Here is a 15,601-nt window from a genome sequence, read left to right on the forward strand (position 1 = left end):
GCGGCGTGCCGCCACCGCTTAGCTGCGGTGCTCTTCGTGCTCGCGCGTCTCGGCGCCGACCTTGCCGCTCTGGGCGAGCTGCCCGGGCGTCTTCGGCGCCTCGGCCTCGCCTTCCTTCATCGCCTGCTTGAAGTTCTTCACCGCGGCGCCGAGATCGCCGCCGGCATTGCGCAGCTTCTTGGTGCCGAAGATCACGACGACGATCGCCAGGACGATCAGCCAGTGCCAGATGCTCAATGAACCCATGTTCGTATCCTCTTGATCAATGACCGGCGCGCGCCGCTTTCTCGGCGTGGCCAGATGTGCCGGAGCGCCGCGCCAGTTCGTCCGTCAGACGTTCCAGCGGCAGGCCGCGCTGCGCCAGCAGCACCAGCGAATGAAACCACAGGTCGGCGAGCTCGTAGACCAGCGCCGCGTCGTCGGGGTTCTTGGCGGCGATGATCGCCTCCGCCGCTTCCTCGCCGACCTTCTTGGCGATGCCGTCGACCCCCTTCGCGTACAGGCTCGCCACGTACGATGCCTTCGGATCGGCGCTGCGGCGCGCTTCGATCGTCGCATACAGCTGTGACAGCACGTCGGCGGCAGAGGGCACGGCGGTTCGGGTCGGTTCGGTCGGAGCGTCAGTGTACGCCCACTGACTTGCCGACGACTAAGTGCGGACGAGCACGCCCCTGCCGGCCAGGAACTGCTTGGCTTCGCCGACGGTGTAGGTGCCCTGGTGAAAGATGCTCGCGGCCAGCACCGCGTCGGCGCCGCCCTGCGTGAGGCCGTCGTAGAGATGCTCGAGATTGCCGACGCCGCCGGAGGCGATGACCGGCACGCTGACCGCGGCGGAGATCGCATTGAGCAGTTCGAGGTCGTAGCCGCCCTTGGTGCCGTCGCGGTCGATGCTGGTCACCAGCAACTCGCCGGCGCCTCTCTGGACGATGGTGCGCGCCCATTCGATGGCGTCGAGCCCGGCCGACTTGCGGCCGCCGTGCGTGAACACTTCCCAGCGCGGCGGCTGGTTCTTCTTGCTGACGCGCTTGGCGTCGATGGCGACGACGATGCACTGCACGCCGTAGCGCTCGCCGGCTTCGGTGACGAAATCCGGGTTGTCGACCGCGGCGGTGTTGATACTGACCTTGTCGGCGCCGGCCGACAGCAGGGCACGCACGTCGGCGCAGTTGCGCACGCCGCCGCCGACCGTCAGCGGAATGTAGATTTGACGGGCCACGGCCTCGACGGTCTGGAACAGCGTCGGACGGTCGTCGACCGAGGCGGTGATGTCGAGGAAGACCAGTTCGTCGGCGCCCTGCAGGTCGTACTTGCGCGCGACCTCGACCGGATCGCCGGCGTCCTGCACGTCCTCGAACTTGACGCCCTTGACCACGCGGCCGCGGTCGATGTCGAGGCAGGGGATGATGCGTTTGGCTAACACGGCGTGGTTCGTGACGGGTTGATGAGTGATTGGTACGGCGGACGGGGTTTCGTGCTTCTGCCAATCACCGATCACGAATCGCCAATCACGCTTTTTCAGGCCTTCGCCAGCTTGACCGCTTCCTTGAAGTCGAGACTGCCTTCGTAGAGCGCGCGGCCGATGACCGCGCCGGCGACGCCGTCGGTCTCGATGTCCTTGAGCCGGCGGATGTCGTCGAGGCTCGACACGCCGCCCGACGCCAGCACCGGCGTCTTCAGCGCCCGCGCCAGCGCGCTCGTCGATTCGGCGTTGAAGCCCTGCATCATGCCGTCGCGGGCGATGTCGGTGTAGATGATCGCCTCGACGCCGTCGCGCTCGCAGTGGATCGCCGTCTCGATGACGTCGTGGCCGGTGATCTTGGCCCAGCCGTTGAGCGCCACGCGGCCGTCCTTGGCATCGAGGCTGACGATGATGTGGCGCGGGAATTCCAGGCAGAGGTCGTGCAGGAAGTGCGGCGCGTTGACGGCCTTGGTGCCGATGATCACGTACTGCACGCCGGCATTGAGGTAGCGCTGCACCGTCTCCTCGTCGCGGATGCCGCCGCCGACCTGCACCGGCACGTCGACCGCGGCGACGATCTCCTCGATCACCTTGAAGTTCGCCGGCGCGCCCTTGAAGGCGCCGTCCAGGTCGACGACGTGGATGCGCTCGGCGCCCTCGTCGGCCCAGCGCTTGGCGACGTCGGCCGGCGTGTTGGAGAACACGGTCGCGTCATTCATGCGGCCCTGGCGCAAACGCACGCACTGGCCGCCCTTCAGGTCAATCGCGGGAATCAACAGCATGAGCTGTGGAAGGTGGTGGGAAAGAGGTCAGGAGAAGAGACGGAAGGTTGGTGTCGCGGTCGTGACGGTCGGACGCGGCGCGCCGACGGTGCGAGTATGGGCAAGAGGATGGGAGGAAACCCTGACGTTGGCCACACTCTGCCTCAACTGGCGCAGGACTGGCAAGCCGCGGAAAGTCGGGATTTCCTGGACGCTCCCGGCGGCGGTCAGGCAGGGTCCCACTGCGTGAAGTTCGCGAGCAGCGTCATGCCGTGGTTCTGCGACTTCTCGGGGTGGAACTGGAAAGCGGCGATATTGTCGCGCGCGACGGCCGAAGCGAAGGTGTAGCCGTACTCGGTGCTGCCGAGCACGTGCGCCGGATCGGCCGGCGCGGCGTGGTAGCTGTGCACGAAGTAGAACCAGGCGTCGTCGGGGATGCCCTGCCACATCGGATGCGGCCGCGTCTGGCGGACGCGGTTCCAGCCCATGTGCGGCACCTTCAGGCGGTTGGCGCTGCCGTCCTCGGGCGGATCCGGGAAGCGCGTGACGCGGCCCGGGAACAGGCCGAGCGCCGGCACGCCGCCGTTCTCGTCGCTCCATTCGAGCATCACCTGCATGCCGAGACAGATGCCGAGCATCGGCTTGTTGCGCGCCGCCTCGATGACCAGCTGGTTCAGCTCGAGGCGCTGCAGCTCCTTCATGCACTCGCGCACGCCGCCGACGCCCGGCAGCACGAGGCGGTCGCACTTGAGCAGTTCTTCCGGGTCGTAGCTGATGACGACGCGGCCGGCGCCGGCGACGCGTTCGAGCGCCTTGCCGAGCGAATGCAGGTTGCCCATGCCGTAGTCGATGATGCCAATGGCGGCCATGCGGGCGTGACTCGTGATCGGTGATTAGTGATGGGTGACGGCGGAATGACGGACTGGAATCAGCGAATCACCCATCACCAATCACGCTGTTCACAGCGTTCCCTTCGTCGACGGCATGACGTCGCCGAGACGCGCGTCGCGGCTGGCGGCCATGCGCAGCGCGCGGCCGAAAGCCTTGAACACCGTCTCGATGATGTGGTGCGCGTTGCGGCCGCGCAGGCTGTCGACGTGCAGCGTCACCTTGGCGTGGTTGACGAAGCCCTGGAAGAACTCGCGGAACAGGTCGACGTCGAAGCTGCCGATGCGTGCGCGCGGGAAGTCGACGAAGTATTCGAGTCCCGGCCGGCCCGACAGATCGACGACGACGCGCGACAGCGCCTCGTCGAGCGGCACGTAGCTGTGGCCGTAGCGGACCAGGCCCTTCTTGTCGCCGAGCGCCTTGTCGAAGGCCATGCCCAGCGAAATGCCGATGTCCTCGACCGTGTGGTGATCGTCGATCTCGCGGTCGCCGCTGGCTTCGACGACCAGATCGATGAGGCCGTGCCGCGCCACCTGATCCAGCATGTGATCGAGGAACGGCACGCCGGTCGCGAAGCGCGACGCGCCCGTGCCGTCGAGGTTCAGCTCGACGCGGATCTGCGTTTCGCGGGTGTTGCGTTCGATGCTGGCGGTACGGGCAGCCATCGGCTCGATGGGGCGGGCTGGCACAAAGGGGCGCAAAGGATACTCCGCCCCTGAACAAAATTGAATCAGCGCGCACGATCGCCTGTCCTGGGGCCGCGTCGCCGCGATTCAAGACGTGAAAGCCCGGCGGCGAAGGCGGACAATGCCCGCATGTCGCTGCCCCTCTCGATTCTCGACCTGGCGCCGGTCGTCAGCGGCACGCCCGCCGCGCAGTCGATCCGCCGCACCGTCGAACTCGCGCGGCTCGCCGAACGTCTCGGCTACGTGCGCCTCTGGTACGCCGAGCACCACGCGATGCCGAGCGTCGCCAGTTCGGCGCCGGAAATTCTCATCGCGCACAGCGCGGCGGCGACGAAGGCCCTGCGTCTCGGCGCCGGCGGCATCATGCTGCCGAACCACGCGCCGCTGCGTGTCGCCGAGCTGTTCCATACGCTCGAGGCGCTGTATCCCGGACGCATCGATCTCGGCCTGGGCCGCGCGCCCGGCGGCGTGCCGGGCGTGACGCGCGCGCTGCGCGCCGCGCGCGGCGAGCTGTTCGATCAGCAGCTCGCGGAGCTGCTCGCCTGCTCGCGCGGCCCCGGCGACGAGGCGCGCTTCGACGCGGTGCATGCCGAACCGGCCGACGCCGGCCTGCCGCCGATCTGGCTGCTCGGTTCGAGCGGCGCCAGCGCGCGCATGGCCGGTGAAGCCGGCATGGGCTACAGCTTCGCCGCGCATTTCTCGCCGGCGCCGCCGGCGCCGGCCATGCTCGCCTACCGGCAGCACTTCCGGCCGTCCGCGCAATTCGCCCGGCCGCACGCGCTGCTCGGCCTCGCCGTGGTCTGCGCGGAAACCGAGGACGAGGCGCGACGCCTCGCGTCGACCATGGAGCTGGCCTGGCTGCGCATCCACAGCGGTCGTTTCCTGCCGCTGCCGAGCCCGGAGGAAGCGCTCGCCCACCCGTACAGCGAGCACGAACGCGCCGCGCTGCGCGAGGTGCGCGAACGCACCATCGTCGGCACGCCGGCGCAGGTGCGTCAGGGAATCGAGGCGGTCGCCGCGCAGACGCGGGCGGATGAAGTGATGCTGGTCAGCAATATCTACGACCACGCCGCGCGCCTGCGCTCCTACGAGCTGGTCGCCGCGGCCTTCGCGGACTGACGGTCGGCGCCCGGGTGCGCCGACCGTCGTCGCGTCCCCCGAAATCCGTTTCGGAGTTGCTTCTGCTGCCGCGCCGGCTTACTGCGCGGCCGGCGCCGCCTTCTTGGCGTGGTGCTTCTTGTGCGCGGTCTTCTTGGCGCTGGCCTTGTGCGTCTTCTTGTGCACCGTCTTGTGCGTGACGGTCTTGTGCTGCGGCGCCGCTTCGGCGGCAAGGGCGAACTGCGGGGCGGCGGCGAACGCGAGCAGCGCGGCGCCGATCAGGAGGGACTTCTTCATGGCTCAATCTCGGGAGGGTTTGTCCACGACGGACGATGACAGCGTACTGACAGAAACTTGTCATTTCAATCCGCAACGGTCCGACACGCCTCAGCCCAGAATCAGCAGCGCGGCGACCAGCGCCACCGCCGCCGACAGCAGCGCCAGCGCGCGCCCGAACCCGGCGAAGCGCAGGCCGGCGACGCTGTCCGGACGCAGCCGGCGCCGGCCGCTGAGCATTGCCGCGATCAGATTCTCGCGGCGACAGACGAGATAGAACAGCACGGCGGCGATGTGCAGGCCGACGAGCGCGAGCAGCACCTCGAACGACGCGCCGTGCAGCCCGGCCAAGGTCCGTCCGGCCGAGAACGACAGGCGATGCGCGAGCGGCCCGGATTCGAGGCCGTCGGTATCCACCGCGAACAGGCCGCTGCCCGTCTGCAGCAGCAGCAGCGCGAGCATCGCCAGCACGCTCCAGCCGCCCAGCGGATTGTGGCCGACGGGGTCATGCGCCGCGCGGCGTTCGAACACCCGCCGCGCGTAGGCCAGGACGGCGCGCGGCCCGCGCACGAAACGCGCGAAGCGCGCCGTGCTGCTGCCGGCGAAGCCCCAGGCGAGGCGGAACAGCAGGAGCGTCAGCACCGCATAGCCGGACCGCCGATGCCAGGCGAGCTCACCGTTCTCGCCGCTCCACCAGGAAAACGCGAACAGCAGGACCAGCGCCCAGTGCGTCAGGCGCGTCGGCAGATCCCAGACGCGCCGCGGCGCGAGGTCCGGATCGCGCATCGCGACGCTCAGTGCTTCTTCTCGCGGAACTGGTCGTGGCAGCCCTTGCAGGCCTGGCCGAGTTCGCCGGCCTGCGTCGCGAAACCGGCGGCATCGTTGGCATCGGCCAGCTGCGCGAGCCTGGCGGCGGCGGCGATGAAGGCATCGCGCTTCTCGGCGAACACCTCTGGCTGCGCCCAGATCTCGGCCTTGGCGCCGGTCTTGCGGCCGGTTTCCGGACCCGAGCCGGCCGGGAACCAGGTCTTGGTCTGCGGCGCGAGTTCGTTGATCTTCTTCGCCGCCGCCGCGAGCTCGGGATCGAGCTGGCCGCCGCCCTTGAGCGTGTCGCCGATCTTCTTCATCGAATCGCCGATCGTCTCGAAGCCTTCATGGCGCGCTTCCATCGCCTGCTTGATCTCCGGCGCCAGCGGCGGCTTGCGCTCGCAGGCGGCGACGAACAGCAGGGCCATGGCGACGGCGGCGGACGACAGATGCGGGAATTTCATGGGCGGGCTCCATTGCGGGGACTGGCGGCCAAGCTTAGCGGCTGCGGCGTGCCCGTTTCGCGACGGCGGCGATCGACGACGCCGCGGGTCCTGGCCGTCGCCGGCGGGACGGCGAAGCTAGGCCTCCAGCCAGAACGTCACCGGCCCGTCATTGACCAGCGCGACTTTCATGTCGGCGCCGAAGCGGCCGCTGCCGACGCGCGGGTACGCGCCGCGCGCGCTGCCGACCAGATGCGCGAACAGCGCCTGCGCGAGTGCCGGCGCGGCGGCCGTCGAGAAGCCGGCGCGCGTGCCGCTGCGCGTATCGGCGGCCAGCGTGAACTGCGGCACCAGCAGGAGGCCGCCGCCGGTGTCGCGCAGCGCCCGGTTCATGCGGCCGGCCTCGTCGGCGAACACGCGATAGCCGAGCAGGCGTTCGAGCAGGCGCTCGGCATTGGCCTCGCGATCGTCCGGCTGCACGCCGATCAGCACCAGCAGGCCGGGGCCGATCGCCGCGATGCGTTCGCCGTCGACCGTCACCGACGCTTCCGTGACCCGCTGCAAGAGTCCGATCATTGCCGCTCCCCGGGGCTCGCCCGTCAGCATGGCGCCGCTGCCGCGCGGCGTTTCCTTGCGTGATTGTCCTACAGCACTCGGCTCCGGCGCCGATGGCGGCGGCGGGCAACGCGCCTATGCTGCGATCGTCCGTCGTGGTCTTTGCAGGCTGCGGCGGGCATCTTGGATTTCCAAAGCCTCGGCCCGGTCTGCAAGGACCGGGCCTTTTTTCGGCCGGCGCCGGCCGCCCGAGGCCCTTACAATCGCGCGCCATGAATTCGTGGCTACGACTCCTGGCGCACGCGTGCGGCGCCGCACCGCTATGGCTGCTGCACGGCCTCGGCAACCTGATCGGCACCGTGCTGAGCCGGGTGCCGTCCAAACCGCGGCGCCTGACGCGCTGGCATCTCGAACATTGTCTGCCGGCGCTCGACCGGCGCACGCGGGCGCGGATCGAGCGCGAGAGCCTGCGCCACATGTTCAAGGCGGTGCTCGAGGCGCCGGCCTTCTGGTTCGGCAGCCGCCGCCGGCTCGAACGCTGGCTCGCCGACGAGCCGGCCCGGCGCCAGCTGCAGGCGCTGCGCGACGAGGGCCGCGGCGTGATCTGGCTGTGCCCGCACCTCGGCGCCTGGGAGCTGTCGGGCCTGTTCTGCTCGGCCGGCGGCCCGATGACCTCGCTGTACAAGCCGCAGAAGGACGCCACGCTCGACCGCATCATGCACGACGGCCGCACGCGGCTCGGCGCGCGCCTGGTGCCGACCGACGGCGGCGGCGTGAAGGCGCTGCTGACCGCGCTGCGCCGCAAGGAAATGATCGGCATCCTGCCGGACCACGATCCGCCGAAGGGCTCGGGCGTGTTCGCGCCGCTGTTCGGCATGACGGCGCACACCACGGAGCTGGTCAGCAAGCTGGCCGCGCGCAGCGGCGCGCCGGTGTGGTTCTGCATCGCCGAGCGCCTGCCCCGGGGCCGCGGCTACCGCTTCCACCTGTCGCCGGCGCCGGCCGAGGTCGCCGATCCGGTCGCGGGCGTCGCCGCGCTGAATCGCGGCATCGAGGCGGTCGTGCGGCGCATGCCCGAGCAGTACTGGTGGGCATACGAACGCTACCGCCATCAACCCGACGGTGCCGCCAATCCGTATCGCGCGCTGCGCTAGCTCCGGGCGGGACTCCCGCCTGACAATTTCGCCAGGGACGGGAACTCGGCGCGCGCATCACGGTCAGTGCCAGCGTTCAGCGGTCCTGTAAGGACTAGATCGCCGACCTCCACCGAAAAACCAGAAACGTAGAAGGCATGGATACCGAACACAACGAAGTGCTGATCGAGGCGCGTGGCCTGACACGCCGCTACGGTCCGACCGTCGCCGTCAGCAATCTCGACCTGACTCTGCGCAAGGGCGAAGTGCTGGGCCTGCTCGGCCCGAACGGCGCCGGCAAGTCGACGACGATGAAGATGCTGACCGGCAATCTGGCGCCGAGCGAGGGCGACATCCGCATCAAGGGCGTGTCGCTGCGCGAGCAGCCGAAGCTGGCCAAGCGTCATCTCGGCTATCTGCCCGAGCAGCCGCCGGTCTATCCGGAGCTGACCGTCGACGAATACCTCGGCTACTGCGCCGGCCTGCACGGCATCGCCAACAAGGAGCTCGCCGCGGCGCTGGCCTCGGCCAAGCGCGACTGCGGCCTGTCCGACGTCGGCCATCGCCTGGTCGGCAATCTGTCGAAGGGTTACCAGCAGCGCGTCGGCATCGCCCAGGCGATCATCCATCGCCCGCCGGTGGTGATCCTCGACGAGCCGACCGTCGGCCTCGATCCGATCCAGATCCGCGAGATCCGCACGCTGATCGCCGATCTCGGCAAGAGCCACAGCGTGATCCTGTCGAGCCACATCCTGCCGGAGATCCAGGCGGTGTGCGGGCGCGTGATGATCATCGCCCGCGGCCTCGTCGTCTACAACGAACCGATGGCGGCGACGCAGGGCGAGGCCTCAGTGGTCGCCGGCTTCAAGCGCGCGCCGGAAGCGGTGTATCTCGCCGACATCGAGGGCGTCGACGGCGCCAGCCCGCTCGGCAACGGCCGTTTCCTGATCAGCCCGCGCAAGGGCGCCGATCCGCGCGAGGCGATCGCCAGGGCCGCCGCGCAGTTCGACTGGGGCCTGGTCGAGCTGCACGCGCAGCAGCGCACGCTGGAGGAAGTCTTCGTCGAACTGACGTCGGGCGATCTGAGGGCCGCGGCATGAGCGCAGCGCCGCGAGGTTCCGTCATCTCCGAACGCGTCGGGGGGTCGCTGCGTGGCGGCCATTCCCGCACCCACCTTCGCTTCGCTCAGGGCACCGTGTCATGACCGCAGCTCCGCAGAGTTCCGTCATCTCCGAACGCGTCGGGGGGTCGCTGCGTGGCGGCCATTCCCGCACCCACCTTCGCTTCGCTCAGGGCACCGTGTCATGACCGCCATATTCAACATCGCGCGCACCGAGTGGCGCCGCATCTTCCTGTCGCCGCTCGCCTGGGCGGTGCTGGCCGTCGTGCAGTTCATCGTCGGCTTCGTCTTCATCAACCTCCTGCTGCAGTACGCCGGCGCCGCCGGCGAGAACAGCGATCTCGGCGTCTCCGACGTGGTCGCCGGTTCGCTGTACGGCTTCTCGACGGTGCTGCTGCTGCTGATCATGCCGCTGATGACCATGCGCCTGTTCGCCGAGGAGCGGAAGACCGGCAGCATCACGCTGCTGTTCTCGGCGCCGGTCTCGCTCACCGAGATCGTGCTCGGCAAGTTCGTCGGCGTGCTCGGCTTCGTCGCCGTGGTCATCCTGCTGCTGGCGCTGATGCCGCTGTCGCTGGCCTGGTCGACGCATCTCGACTGGGGCCGCGTCGCCGCCGGCCTGCTCGGTCTGTTCCTGCTGATGACGGCCTTCGCCGCCGCCGGCCTGTTCGTGTCCTCGCTGACGCGCGAGCCGACCATCGCCGCCGTGGCGAGCTTCGGCCTGCTGCTGGTGATCTGGCTCGCCAACATCCTGGCCTACAACGACAGCGTGCCGTTCCACCAGGTGTTCAGCTACCTGTCGCTGATCGATCACTTCGAAAGCCTGCGCCGCGGCGTGTTCGCGAGCGCCGACGTCGTCTATTACCTGCTGTTCTCGGCCCTGTTCCTGTGGCTGACGGTGCTGCGCCTCGACATCGAGCGCAACTAGCCGGTCCGCAAGATCAAGGAAAAAAGAGCCATGAAACAGAAGAAGCAAGTTCTCGCCCAGCAGCTGTTCAACGGTCTGCTGATCGGCGTCGTCATCGTCCTGCTCGGCGTGCTCTCGGTGCGCTTCAAGACCGACATCGACTGGACCGCCGGCAAGCGCAACACGCTGACCGCGGCGAGCGTCAAGCAGCTGGAGTCGATGAAGGACCCGATCGTCTTCCACGTCTTCGCGCCGAGCGGCGCCGACACGCGGCACGCGATCGAGGCCGACCTGCAGCGCTACATCCGCGCGAAGAAGGACATCACGATCGACTTCATCGATCCGAGCGCGCAGCCGCAGAAGGTGCGCGACTACAACGTCTCCTTCGTCGGCCAGATCGTCGCCGAGTACCAGGGCCGGCGCGAAACGCTCGACGCGACGACCGAGCCGGCGATCACCACGGCGCTGCAGCGCCTCGCCTACGGCGGCGAGCAGTGGATCGTGTTCCTCGAAGGCCACGGCGAGCGCTCGACGAGCGAGCCGGGCCAGTCCTCGTTCAACAAGTTCGCGCAGGTGCTCAAGGACAAGGGTCTCAAGGTCCAGGGCCTCAACCTCGTCAAGACGCCGAAGGTGCCGGACAACACCAGCGTGCTGGTGATCGCCTCGCCGGCCGGCAAGCTGCTGGAGGGCGAGGCGCAGATCGTCGCCGACTTCGTCGCGCACGGCGGCAACGTGCTGTGGCTCGCCGATCCGGACTATCCCACGGGCATCGAACCGCTGGCGCGCGAACTCGGCGTGAGCTGGCAGAACGGCTACGCGGTGTTCCCGGATTACCAGGCCCTCGGCATCAGCAACCCGCTGTTCTTCGTCGCCACCGGCTATCCGCCGAACCCGGTCACGCAGGGCCTCGACATGGTCACGGCCTTCCCGCTGGCGCGCTCGCTGACGGTGAAGGCCCCGCAGGGCTGGCAGGCGCAGCCGCTGCTGACGACGAACGAGGCGGCCTGGCTGGAAACGGGCGACATCAAGTCCGGCGCCATCGCCCTCGACGACAAGGACATCAAGGGTCCGCTGACCATCGGCGCGACGCTGACGCGGCAATACCAGCCGCAGGCCGCCGCCGACGCCAAGCCGGCGGCGGACGGCGCGGCGGAAAAGGCGCATCCGCAGCGCGTCGCGCTGATCGGCGACGCCGACTTCCTCTCCGACGCCTACCTCGACCAGCTCGGCAACCAGCAGCTCGGCGTCAACCTCGTGCAGTGGCTGGCCAGCCGCGACGCGCAGCTCAACATCGACGTGCCGAAGGCGCCCGACACCGCGCTGTACCTGCCGGGCTGGGCGACCATGGCGATCGCCGCCGGCTTCGTCGTCGTGCTGCCGCTGCTGCTGCTCGGCTTCGGCGTGCTGCGCTGGGCCGTCCGCCGTCGCCGCTGAGGGCATGATCATGAATCGCATGGCCATCAATGGCGCGCTGGTGCTGGTCGTCGCCGGCCTCGCCGCGGCGCTGGTCTTCACGCAGAAGAAGGAAGAGAAAGGCGCGCCGCTCACCACGCTCGGCGCCGACGCGGTGAAGGCGATCACGATCGAGCATCCCGGCCAGCCGAGCATGAAGCTCGAGAAGGACGGCATGCTGTGGAAGCTGGTCGCACCCGTGCAGGCGGCGACCGATCCCTTCGAAGTCGCCACGCTGGTCAATCTGGCGACGCAGGAAACCCGCCGCACGCTCCCTGCGAGCGAGGTCAAGCTCGGCGAACTCAAGCTCGACCCGCCGCAGTTCACCGTCACCCTCAACGACCAGAAGCTGGAATTCGGCGATGTCGAGCCGCTCGAGTACCGCCGCTACGTGAAGCACGGCGACACGGTCGCGCTGATCGACGATCCGTCCGGCACATCGGTCGACGCCGACTACTCGGACCTGGTCGCCAAGGAACTGCTGCCGGGCAGCGCCGAGATCGACAAGATCGAAGTGCCGGGCCTCAGCGTCGCGCGCGGCGCCGACGGCAAGAGCTGGGCCGCGACGCCGGCCTCCGCCGCGGCGACCACGGATGCCCTCGCCGCCTTCGTCGACGCCTGGCAGCACGCCCGCGCGATGTGGAACGCCAGGATGCCGGACGACGCCGGCAAGGGCGAACCGATCACGCTGACGCTCAAGGACGGCGTCGTGAACCTCGTGCTCGTCAGCCGCGAACCGCAGCTGATCATCGACCGTCCCGACCTCAGGATCCGCTACTCGCTGTCGAAGGCCGACGAGGACAAGCTGCTGAAGCTGGCGGAGCCGCCGAAGCCGGCCGAGAGCGAACCGGCGAAGGACGCGCGGCCCGCAGCGGCAGCGTCGAGCGCAAAGCCTTAAGCTTTCGTCCCTCTCCCCGCGCACCGGGAGAGGGACGAAAAACCATGCCCGAACTCCCCGAAGTCGAAACCGTCCGCCGTGGCCTCGAGCCGCATCTGCGCGGACGCCGCCTCTTGCGCGTCACCGTCCGCGACGCACGCCTGCGCTGGCCGGTGCCGGCGACGCTGCCGCGCGACGCCGCCGACCGCCGCGTCGAAACGCTCGAACGGCGCGGCAAGTACATCATCGTCGGGCTCGATTCCGGCGACCGCATGATCTGGCACCTCGGCATGACCGGCCGCATGCTGGTGCTCGATGCCGCGCATCCGCTGAAGAAGCACGATCACGTCGACTTCGATCTCGATTCCGGCAAGCTGGTCCGCTTCCACGATCCGCGCCGCTTCGGCGCCGTGCTGTGGTGGAGCCGCGCCGAGAACGCGCATCCGCTGCTCGCCGGCATGGGGCCGGAACCCTTCGATCCGGCGTTCAACGGCGATTACCTGTTCAGGGAGTCGCGCGGCCGCGACGTGGCGGTGAAGAATTTCATCATGGACGGCCACATCGTCGTCGGCGCCGGCAACATCTACGCCGCCGAAAGCCTGTTCCGCGCCGGCATCCGGCCGACGCGGCGCGCCGGCCGGCTGACGCGCGCCGAGTGCGCGACGCTGGTCGACAAGGTGCGCGAAGTCCTGCTCGAAGCCGTCGAACGGGGCGGCACGACCCTGCGCGACTTCGCCGGCGCCGACGGCGCCTCCGGTTACTTCCAGCAGGAGCTGTTCGTCTACGGCCGCGACGGCGAGGCCTGCCGCGTCTGCGGCACGACCATCAAGGGCCTGGTGCTCGGCGGCCGCGCGTCCTGCTATTGCCCGCAATGCCAGCGCTGAGTCCGGCCGCCCGCCGCAGGACGACGCACGCTTGCGGACGTTCCCTTGCGCCGCGCCTGCGCATACAGTCTGCGCATGAATTACCCGGCCAACGCGTGAACCATCGGGCATGACGATCCCTCAGGCGCTTTTGCTGTTCACCGTCGCCGCCGGCCTGCTGACGATCACGCCGGGCCTCGACACCCTGCTCGTGCTGCGCACGGCGATCGCCGACGGCGCACGGCGCGCGCTGCTCGCGGGGCTGGGCATCTGCGTCGGCTGCCTGGTCTGGGGCCTCGTCGTCGCGCTCGGGCTCGGCGCCCTGTTCGCGGTTTCGACGCTCGCATACGACGTGCTGCGCTGCGCCGGCGCGGCCTATCTGCTGTGGCTCGGCGTGCAGCTGCTGCGCAAGCCGCGCATGCGCATCGACGCCGCGCCGCCGGCTGCGCCGCCGGCGTCGCAGGTCGCCGGCTTCGCGCGCGGCCTGCTGACCAATCTGCTGAACCCGAAAGTCGGTGTCTTCTACGTCAGCTTCCTGCCGCAGTTCGTGCCGGCCGGCGTCGGCGTCGTCGCCTTCAGCACGCTGCTGGCGGCGATTCATGCCGTGCTCGGCCTGCTGTGGTTCCTGCTTCTGGTCTGCGCGACGCAGCCGCTGAAGCGCTGGCTGATGCGCCCGGGCGCCGTGCGCACGCTCGACCGCCTGACCGGCGGCGCCTTCGTGCTGTTCGGCCTGCGTCTCGCGGCGGCGAGCCGCCCTGCATGAGCACGCCGCGCCCCTGGCCGCCACCGCCGCGCGGCGCGATCTCGCTGGGCTCGCGCGAGCGCAGCCTGTGCGTGGCGCTGGAAGGGCTCGCCCTGCTGCACGTGCTCGGCGGGCTCGCCTGGCCGCTGCTGGTGGTCGGCACCACGCTCGTCGATCGCTGGATTCCGCAGGTCGCCGAGCACCGCTTCTGGGCCGCGCTGATCGGCCCGACCATCGCCAGCTGGGGCCTGCTGTTCTGGTTCGGCGTGCGCCACGGCCTGCGGCGCGGCCAGCGCTGGGTCTGCGACGCCCTGATCGCCGCGCTCCTGACCTGGCTGCCGCTCGACTTCGCGCTCTGTTACGCCTTCCGCTTCTGGCCCGGCGCGATCCTCGATCCGGCCTTCGGCCTGACGATGCTGCTCCTGCTGCTGATGCTGCGACCGCGCCTGCTGGTCGACTGAAGCCGTCGCCGGCGTTTCAGTTCAGCGCCGTCGGCACCGCCAGCCGGAAGGGTTCGATCCTGGCGTCGAAGCGCTGCTGGCTGTCGGACACGATCATGTTGAATTCGCCGTGCATGGTGCCGACCGGCGTGCCGAGCGGACAGCCGCTCGTGTACTGGAATTCTTCGCCCGGCGCGAGCACCGGCTGGTAGCCGACGACGCCGGGGCCGCGCACTTCCTCGACGTGGCCCTCGCCGTTGGTGATGACCCAGTGCCGCGACAGCAGCTGCACGGTGTCCGTGCCTTCGTTGCGGATGGTGATGTGGTAGGCGAAGAGGTAGTGGCCGGCGCCGGGATCGGACTGCTCGGCGACGAAGCGCGGCTTGACGATGATGCGGATGTTGCGGGTCACGGTGTCCGACATCGTGGCGTCCTTGCGTCGATCAATACATGCCGGTGGCGAGCTTGGCGGCTTCCGACATCATCGACTGGTTCCAGGGCGGATCGAAGACCAGCTCGACGTCCGTTTCGGCGATGGTCGGGATCTGCTCGATCTTGCTCTTGACGTCGGCGACGAGAATGTCGCCCATGCCGCAGCCGGGCGCGGTCAGCGTCATGCGCACCGTCGCGCGGCGCCTGCCCGCTTCGATCGCCTCGACCTTGCACTCGTAGACGAGGCCGAGCTCGACGATGTCGACCGGGATTTCCGGGTCGTAGCAGGTGCGCAGCTGATCCCAGACGGCTTTTTCGATGTCCTCGTCGCTGGCGTCGGCGGCGACGTCCGGGCCCCTGGCGATTTCCTGGCCGATGGCATCGGCGTCCTTGCCCTCGAGGCGGAACAGGTGGCCCTCGACCTGCACGGTGAAGCTGCCGCCGAGCGCCTGCGTGATCTGCGCCTTGGCGCCTTCCGGCAGTTCGACCTTGGTCCCCTGCGGGATCAGGATGCCGATGACGTCACGCGTGAGGGTGACGGGTTCGTGGAAGGCGCTCATGGCTTGCTTGCGATCGCGCCGGGCGGCACGAGACAGATCGTGGACGGACAATTTTAAACCAGCCCCGCCTTCGGTTGTGGCGGCGCGCGGCAGTTTCAAGCC

21 protein-coding genes are annotated in these 15,601 nt (G+C 69.2%); 9 read left to right on the forward strand and 12 right to left on the reverse strand.

The window, feature by feature from the left end; all coding sequences use genetic code 11:
• Nucleotides 1-18 precede the first annotated feature (18 nt).
• The 6 genes from tatA to hisB all read right to left on the reverse strand — a co-directional run bounded on the left by tatA (nt 19) and on the right by hisB (nt 3,773).
• On the reverse strand, nt 19-246 hold the full coding sequence (gene tatA, locus K344_RS0113350) for a Sec-independent protein translocase subunit TatA (RefSeq protein WP_028081085.1): 228 nt from the start codon (nt 244-246) through the stop codon (nt 19-21).
• Nucleotides 247-262: 16 nt separating this feature from the next.
• Nucleotides 263-592: a phosphoribosyl-ATP diphosphatase gene (locus tag K344_RS0113355; RefSeq protein ID WP_028081086.1), complete on the reverse strand. Its 330-nt coding sequence runs from the start codon at nt 590-592 to the stop codon at nt 263-265.
• A 57-nt stretch (nt 593-649) separates the two neighbouring features.
• Nucleotides 650-1,420 (reverse strand): imidazole glycerol phosphate synthase subunit HisF, encoded by a 771-nt coding sequence (gene hisF, locus K344_RS0113360; RefSeq protein WP_028081087.1) that lies wholly within the window; start codon nt 1,418-1,420, stop codon nt 650-652.
• A gap of 95 nt (nt 1,421-1,515) precedes the next feature.
• Nucleotides 1,516-2,241, reverse strand: a complete 726-nt coding sequence (gene hisA / locus K344_RS0113365) for a 1-(5-phosphoribosyl)-5-[(5-phosphoribosylamino)methylideneamino]imidazole-4-carboxamide isomerase (protein ID WP_028081088.1) — start codon at nt 2,239-2,241, stop codon at nt 1,516-1,518.
• Between the two features lie 206 nt (nt 2,242-2,447).
• Nucleotides 2,448-3,089 carry an imidazole glycerol phosphate synthase subunit HisH gene (gene hisH, locus K344_RS0113370; protein WP_028081089.1) on the reverse strand — a complete coding sequence of 214 codons (642 nt, stop codon included), beginning with the start codon at nt 3,087-3,089 and terminating at the stop codon, nt 2,448-2,450.
• Nucleotides 3,090-3,179: 90 nt separating this feature from the next.
• Nucleotides 3,180-3,773: an imidazoleglycerol-phosphate dehydratase HisB gene (gene hisB, locus K344_RS0113375; RefSeq protein ID WP_028081090.1), complete on the reverse strand. Its 594-nt coding sequence runs from the start codon at nt 3,771-3,773 to the stop codon at nt 3,180-3,182.
• Nucleotides 3,774-3,923: 150 nt separating this feature from the next.
• Between hisB and K344_RS0113380 the strand changes: the two genes are divergently transcribed.
• A complete protein-coding gene (locus K344_RS0113380) occupies nt 3,924-4,913 on the forward strand; it encodes an LLM class flavin-dependent oxidoreductase (RefSeq protein WP_028081091.1) in 990 nt (329 codons plus the stop codon).
• 78 nt (nt 4,914-4,991) lie between these two features.
• Here K344_RS0113380 and K344_RS0113385 read toward each other — a convergent pair whose 3' ends face one another.
• The 4 genes from K344_RS0113385 to dtd all read right to left on the reverse strand — a co-directional run bounded on the left by K344_RS0113385 (nt 4,992) and on the right by dtd (nt 6,994).
• Entirely contained in the window at nt 4,992-5,189 is a 198-nt protein-coding gene (locus tag K344_RS0113385; protein ID WP_028081092.1) for a hypothetical protein, read from the reverse strand.
• A gap of 90 nt (nt 5,190-5,279) precedes the next feature.
• A complete protein-coding gene (locus K344_RS0113390) occupies nt 5,280-5,954 on the reverse strand; it encodes a cytochrome b/b6 domain-containing protein (protein WP_028081093.1) in 675 nt (224 codons plus the stop codon).
• An 8-nt stretch (nt 5,955-5,962) separates the two neighbouring features.
• Nucleotides 5,963-6,439 carry a c-type cytochrome gene (locus K344_RS23095; protein ID WP_051362216.1) on the reverse strand — a complete coding sequence of 159 codons (477 nt, stop codon included), beginning with the start codon at nt 6,437-6,439 and terminating at the stop codon, nt 5,963-5,965.
• Between the two features lie 117 nt (nt 6,440-6,556).
• Nucleotides 6,557-6,994 carry a D-aminoacyl-tRNA deacylase gene (gene dtd, locus K344_RS0113400; protein WP_028081094.1) on the reverse strand — a complete coding sequence of 146 codons (438 nt, stop codon included), beginning with the start codon at nt 6,992-6,994 and terminating at the stop codon, nt 6,557-6,559.
• Between the two features lie 251 nt (nt 6,995-7,245).
• On the opposite strand from dtd, the gene K344_RS0113405 reads away from it, so the two are divergent.
• From K344_RS0113405 to K344_RS0113440, 8 genes are all read left to right on the forward strand, one after another.
• Nucleotides 7,246-8,127 (forward strand): lysophospholipid acyltransferase family protein, encoded by an 882-nt coding sequence (locus tag K344_RS0113405; RefSeq protein ID WP_028081095.1) that lies wholly within the window; start codon nt 7,246-7,248, stop codon nt 8,125-8,127.
• A gap of 137 nt (nt 8,128-8,264) precedes the next feature.
• Nucleotides 8,265-9,206 (forward strand): ABC transporter ATP-binding protein, encoded by a 942-nt coding sequence (locus K344_RS0113410; protein WP_028081096.1) that lies wholly within the window; start codon nt 8,265-8,267, stop codon nt 9,204-9,206.
• A gap of 204 nt (nt 9,207-9,410) precedes the next feature.
• Nucleotides 9,411-10,154: an ABC transporter permease gene (locus K344_RS0113415; protein ID WP_028081097.1), complete on the forward strand. Its 744-nt coding sequence runs from the start codon at nt 9,411-9,413 to the stop codon at nt 10,152-10,154.
• 30 nt (nt 10,155-10,184) lie between these two features.
• Nucleotides 10,185-11,567 (forward strand): GldG family protein, encoded by a 1,383-nt coding sequence (locus K344_RS0113420; protein ID WP_028081098.1) that lies wholly within the window; start codon nt 10,185-10,187, stop codon nt 11,565-11,567.
• A 10-nt stretch (nt 11,568-11,577) separates the two neighbouring features.
• Nucleotides 11,578-12,483, forward strand: a complete 906-nt coding sequence (locus tag K344_RS0113425; RefSeq protein ID WP_169729299.1) for a DUF4340 domain-containing protein — start codon at nt 11,578-11,580, stop codon at nt 12,481-12,483.
• 44 nt (nt 12,484-12,527) lie between these two features.
• Complete coding sequence (gene mutM, locus K344_RS0113430; RefSeq protein ID WP_028081100.1) at nt 12,528-13,346, forward strand: bifunctional DNA-formamidopyrimidine glycosylase/DNA-(apurinic or apyrimidinic site) lyase; 819 nt, start codon at nt 12,528-12,530, stop codon at nt 13,344-13,346.
• A gap of 109 nt (nt 13,347-13,455) precedes the next feature.
• Complete coding sequence (locus K344_RS0113435; protein WP_028081101.1) at nt 13,456-14,088, forward strand: LysE family translocator; 633 nt, start codon at nt 13,456-13,458, stop codon at nt 14,086-14,088.
• The gene (locus K344_RS0113440) at nt 14,085-14,528 is read left to right on the forward strand and encodes a hypothetical protein (protein ID WP_028081102.1); all 444 of its coding nucleotides are present in this window, start codon (nt 14,085-14,087) and stop codon (nt 14,526-14,528) included. Before K344_RS0113435 ends, K344_RS0113440 begins: the two co-directional genes overlap by 4 nt.
• Nucleotides 14,529-14,544: 16 nt before the next feature.
• Here the strand turns inward: K344_RS0113440 and apaG are convergent, their stop codons facing one another.
• A complete protein-coding gene (gene apaG, locus K344_RS0113445; protein WP_028081103.1) occupies nt 14,545-14,931 on the reverse strand; it encodes a Co2+/Mg2+ efflux facilitator ApaG/CorD in 387 nt (128 codons plus the stop codon).
• Between the two features lie 19 nt (nt 14,932-14,950).
• A complete protein-coding gene (gene sufT, locus K344_RS0113450; RefSeq protein ID WP_028081104.1) occupies nt 14,951-15,499 on the reverse strand; it encodes a putative Fe-S cluster assembly protein SufT in 549 nt (182 codons plus the stop codon).
• Nucleotides 15,500-15,601 lie beyond the last annotated feature (102 nt).

The organism is Solimonas soli DSM 21787 (assembly GCF_000474945.1).
Classification (GTDB): Bacteria; Pseudomonadota; Gammaproteobacteria; order Nevskiales; family Nevskiaceae; genus Solimonas; species Solimonas soli.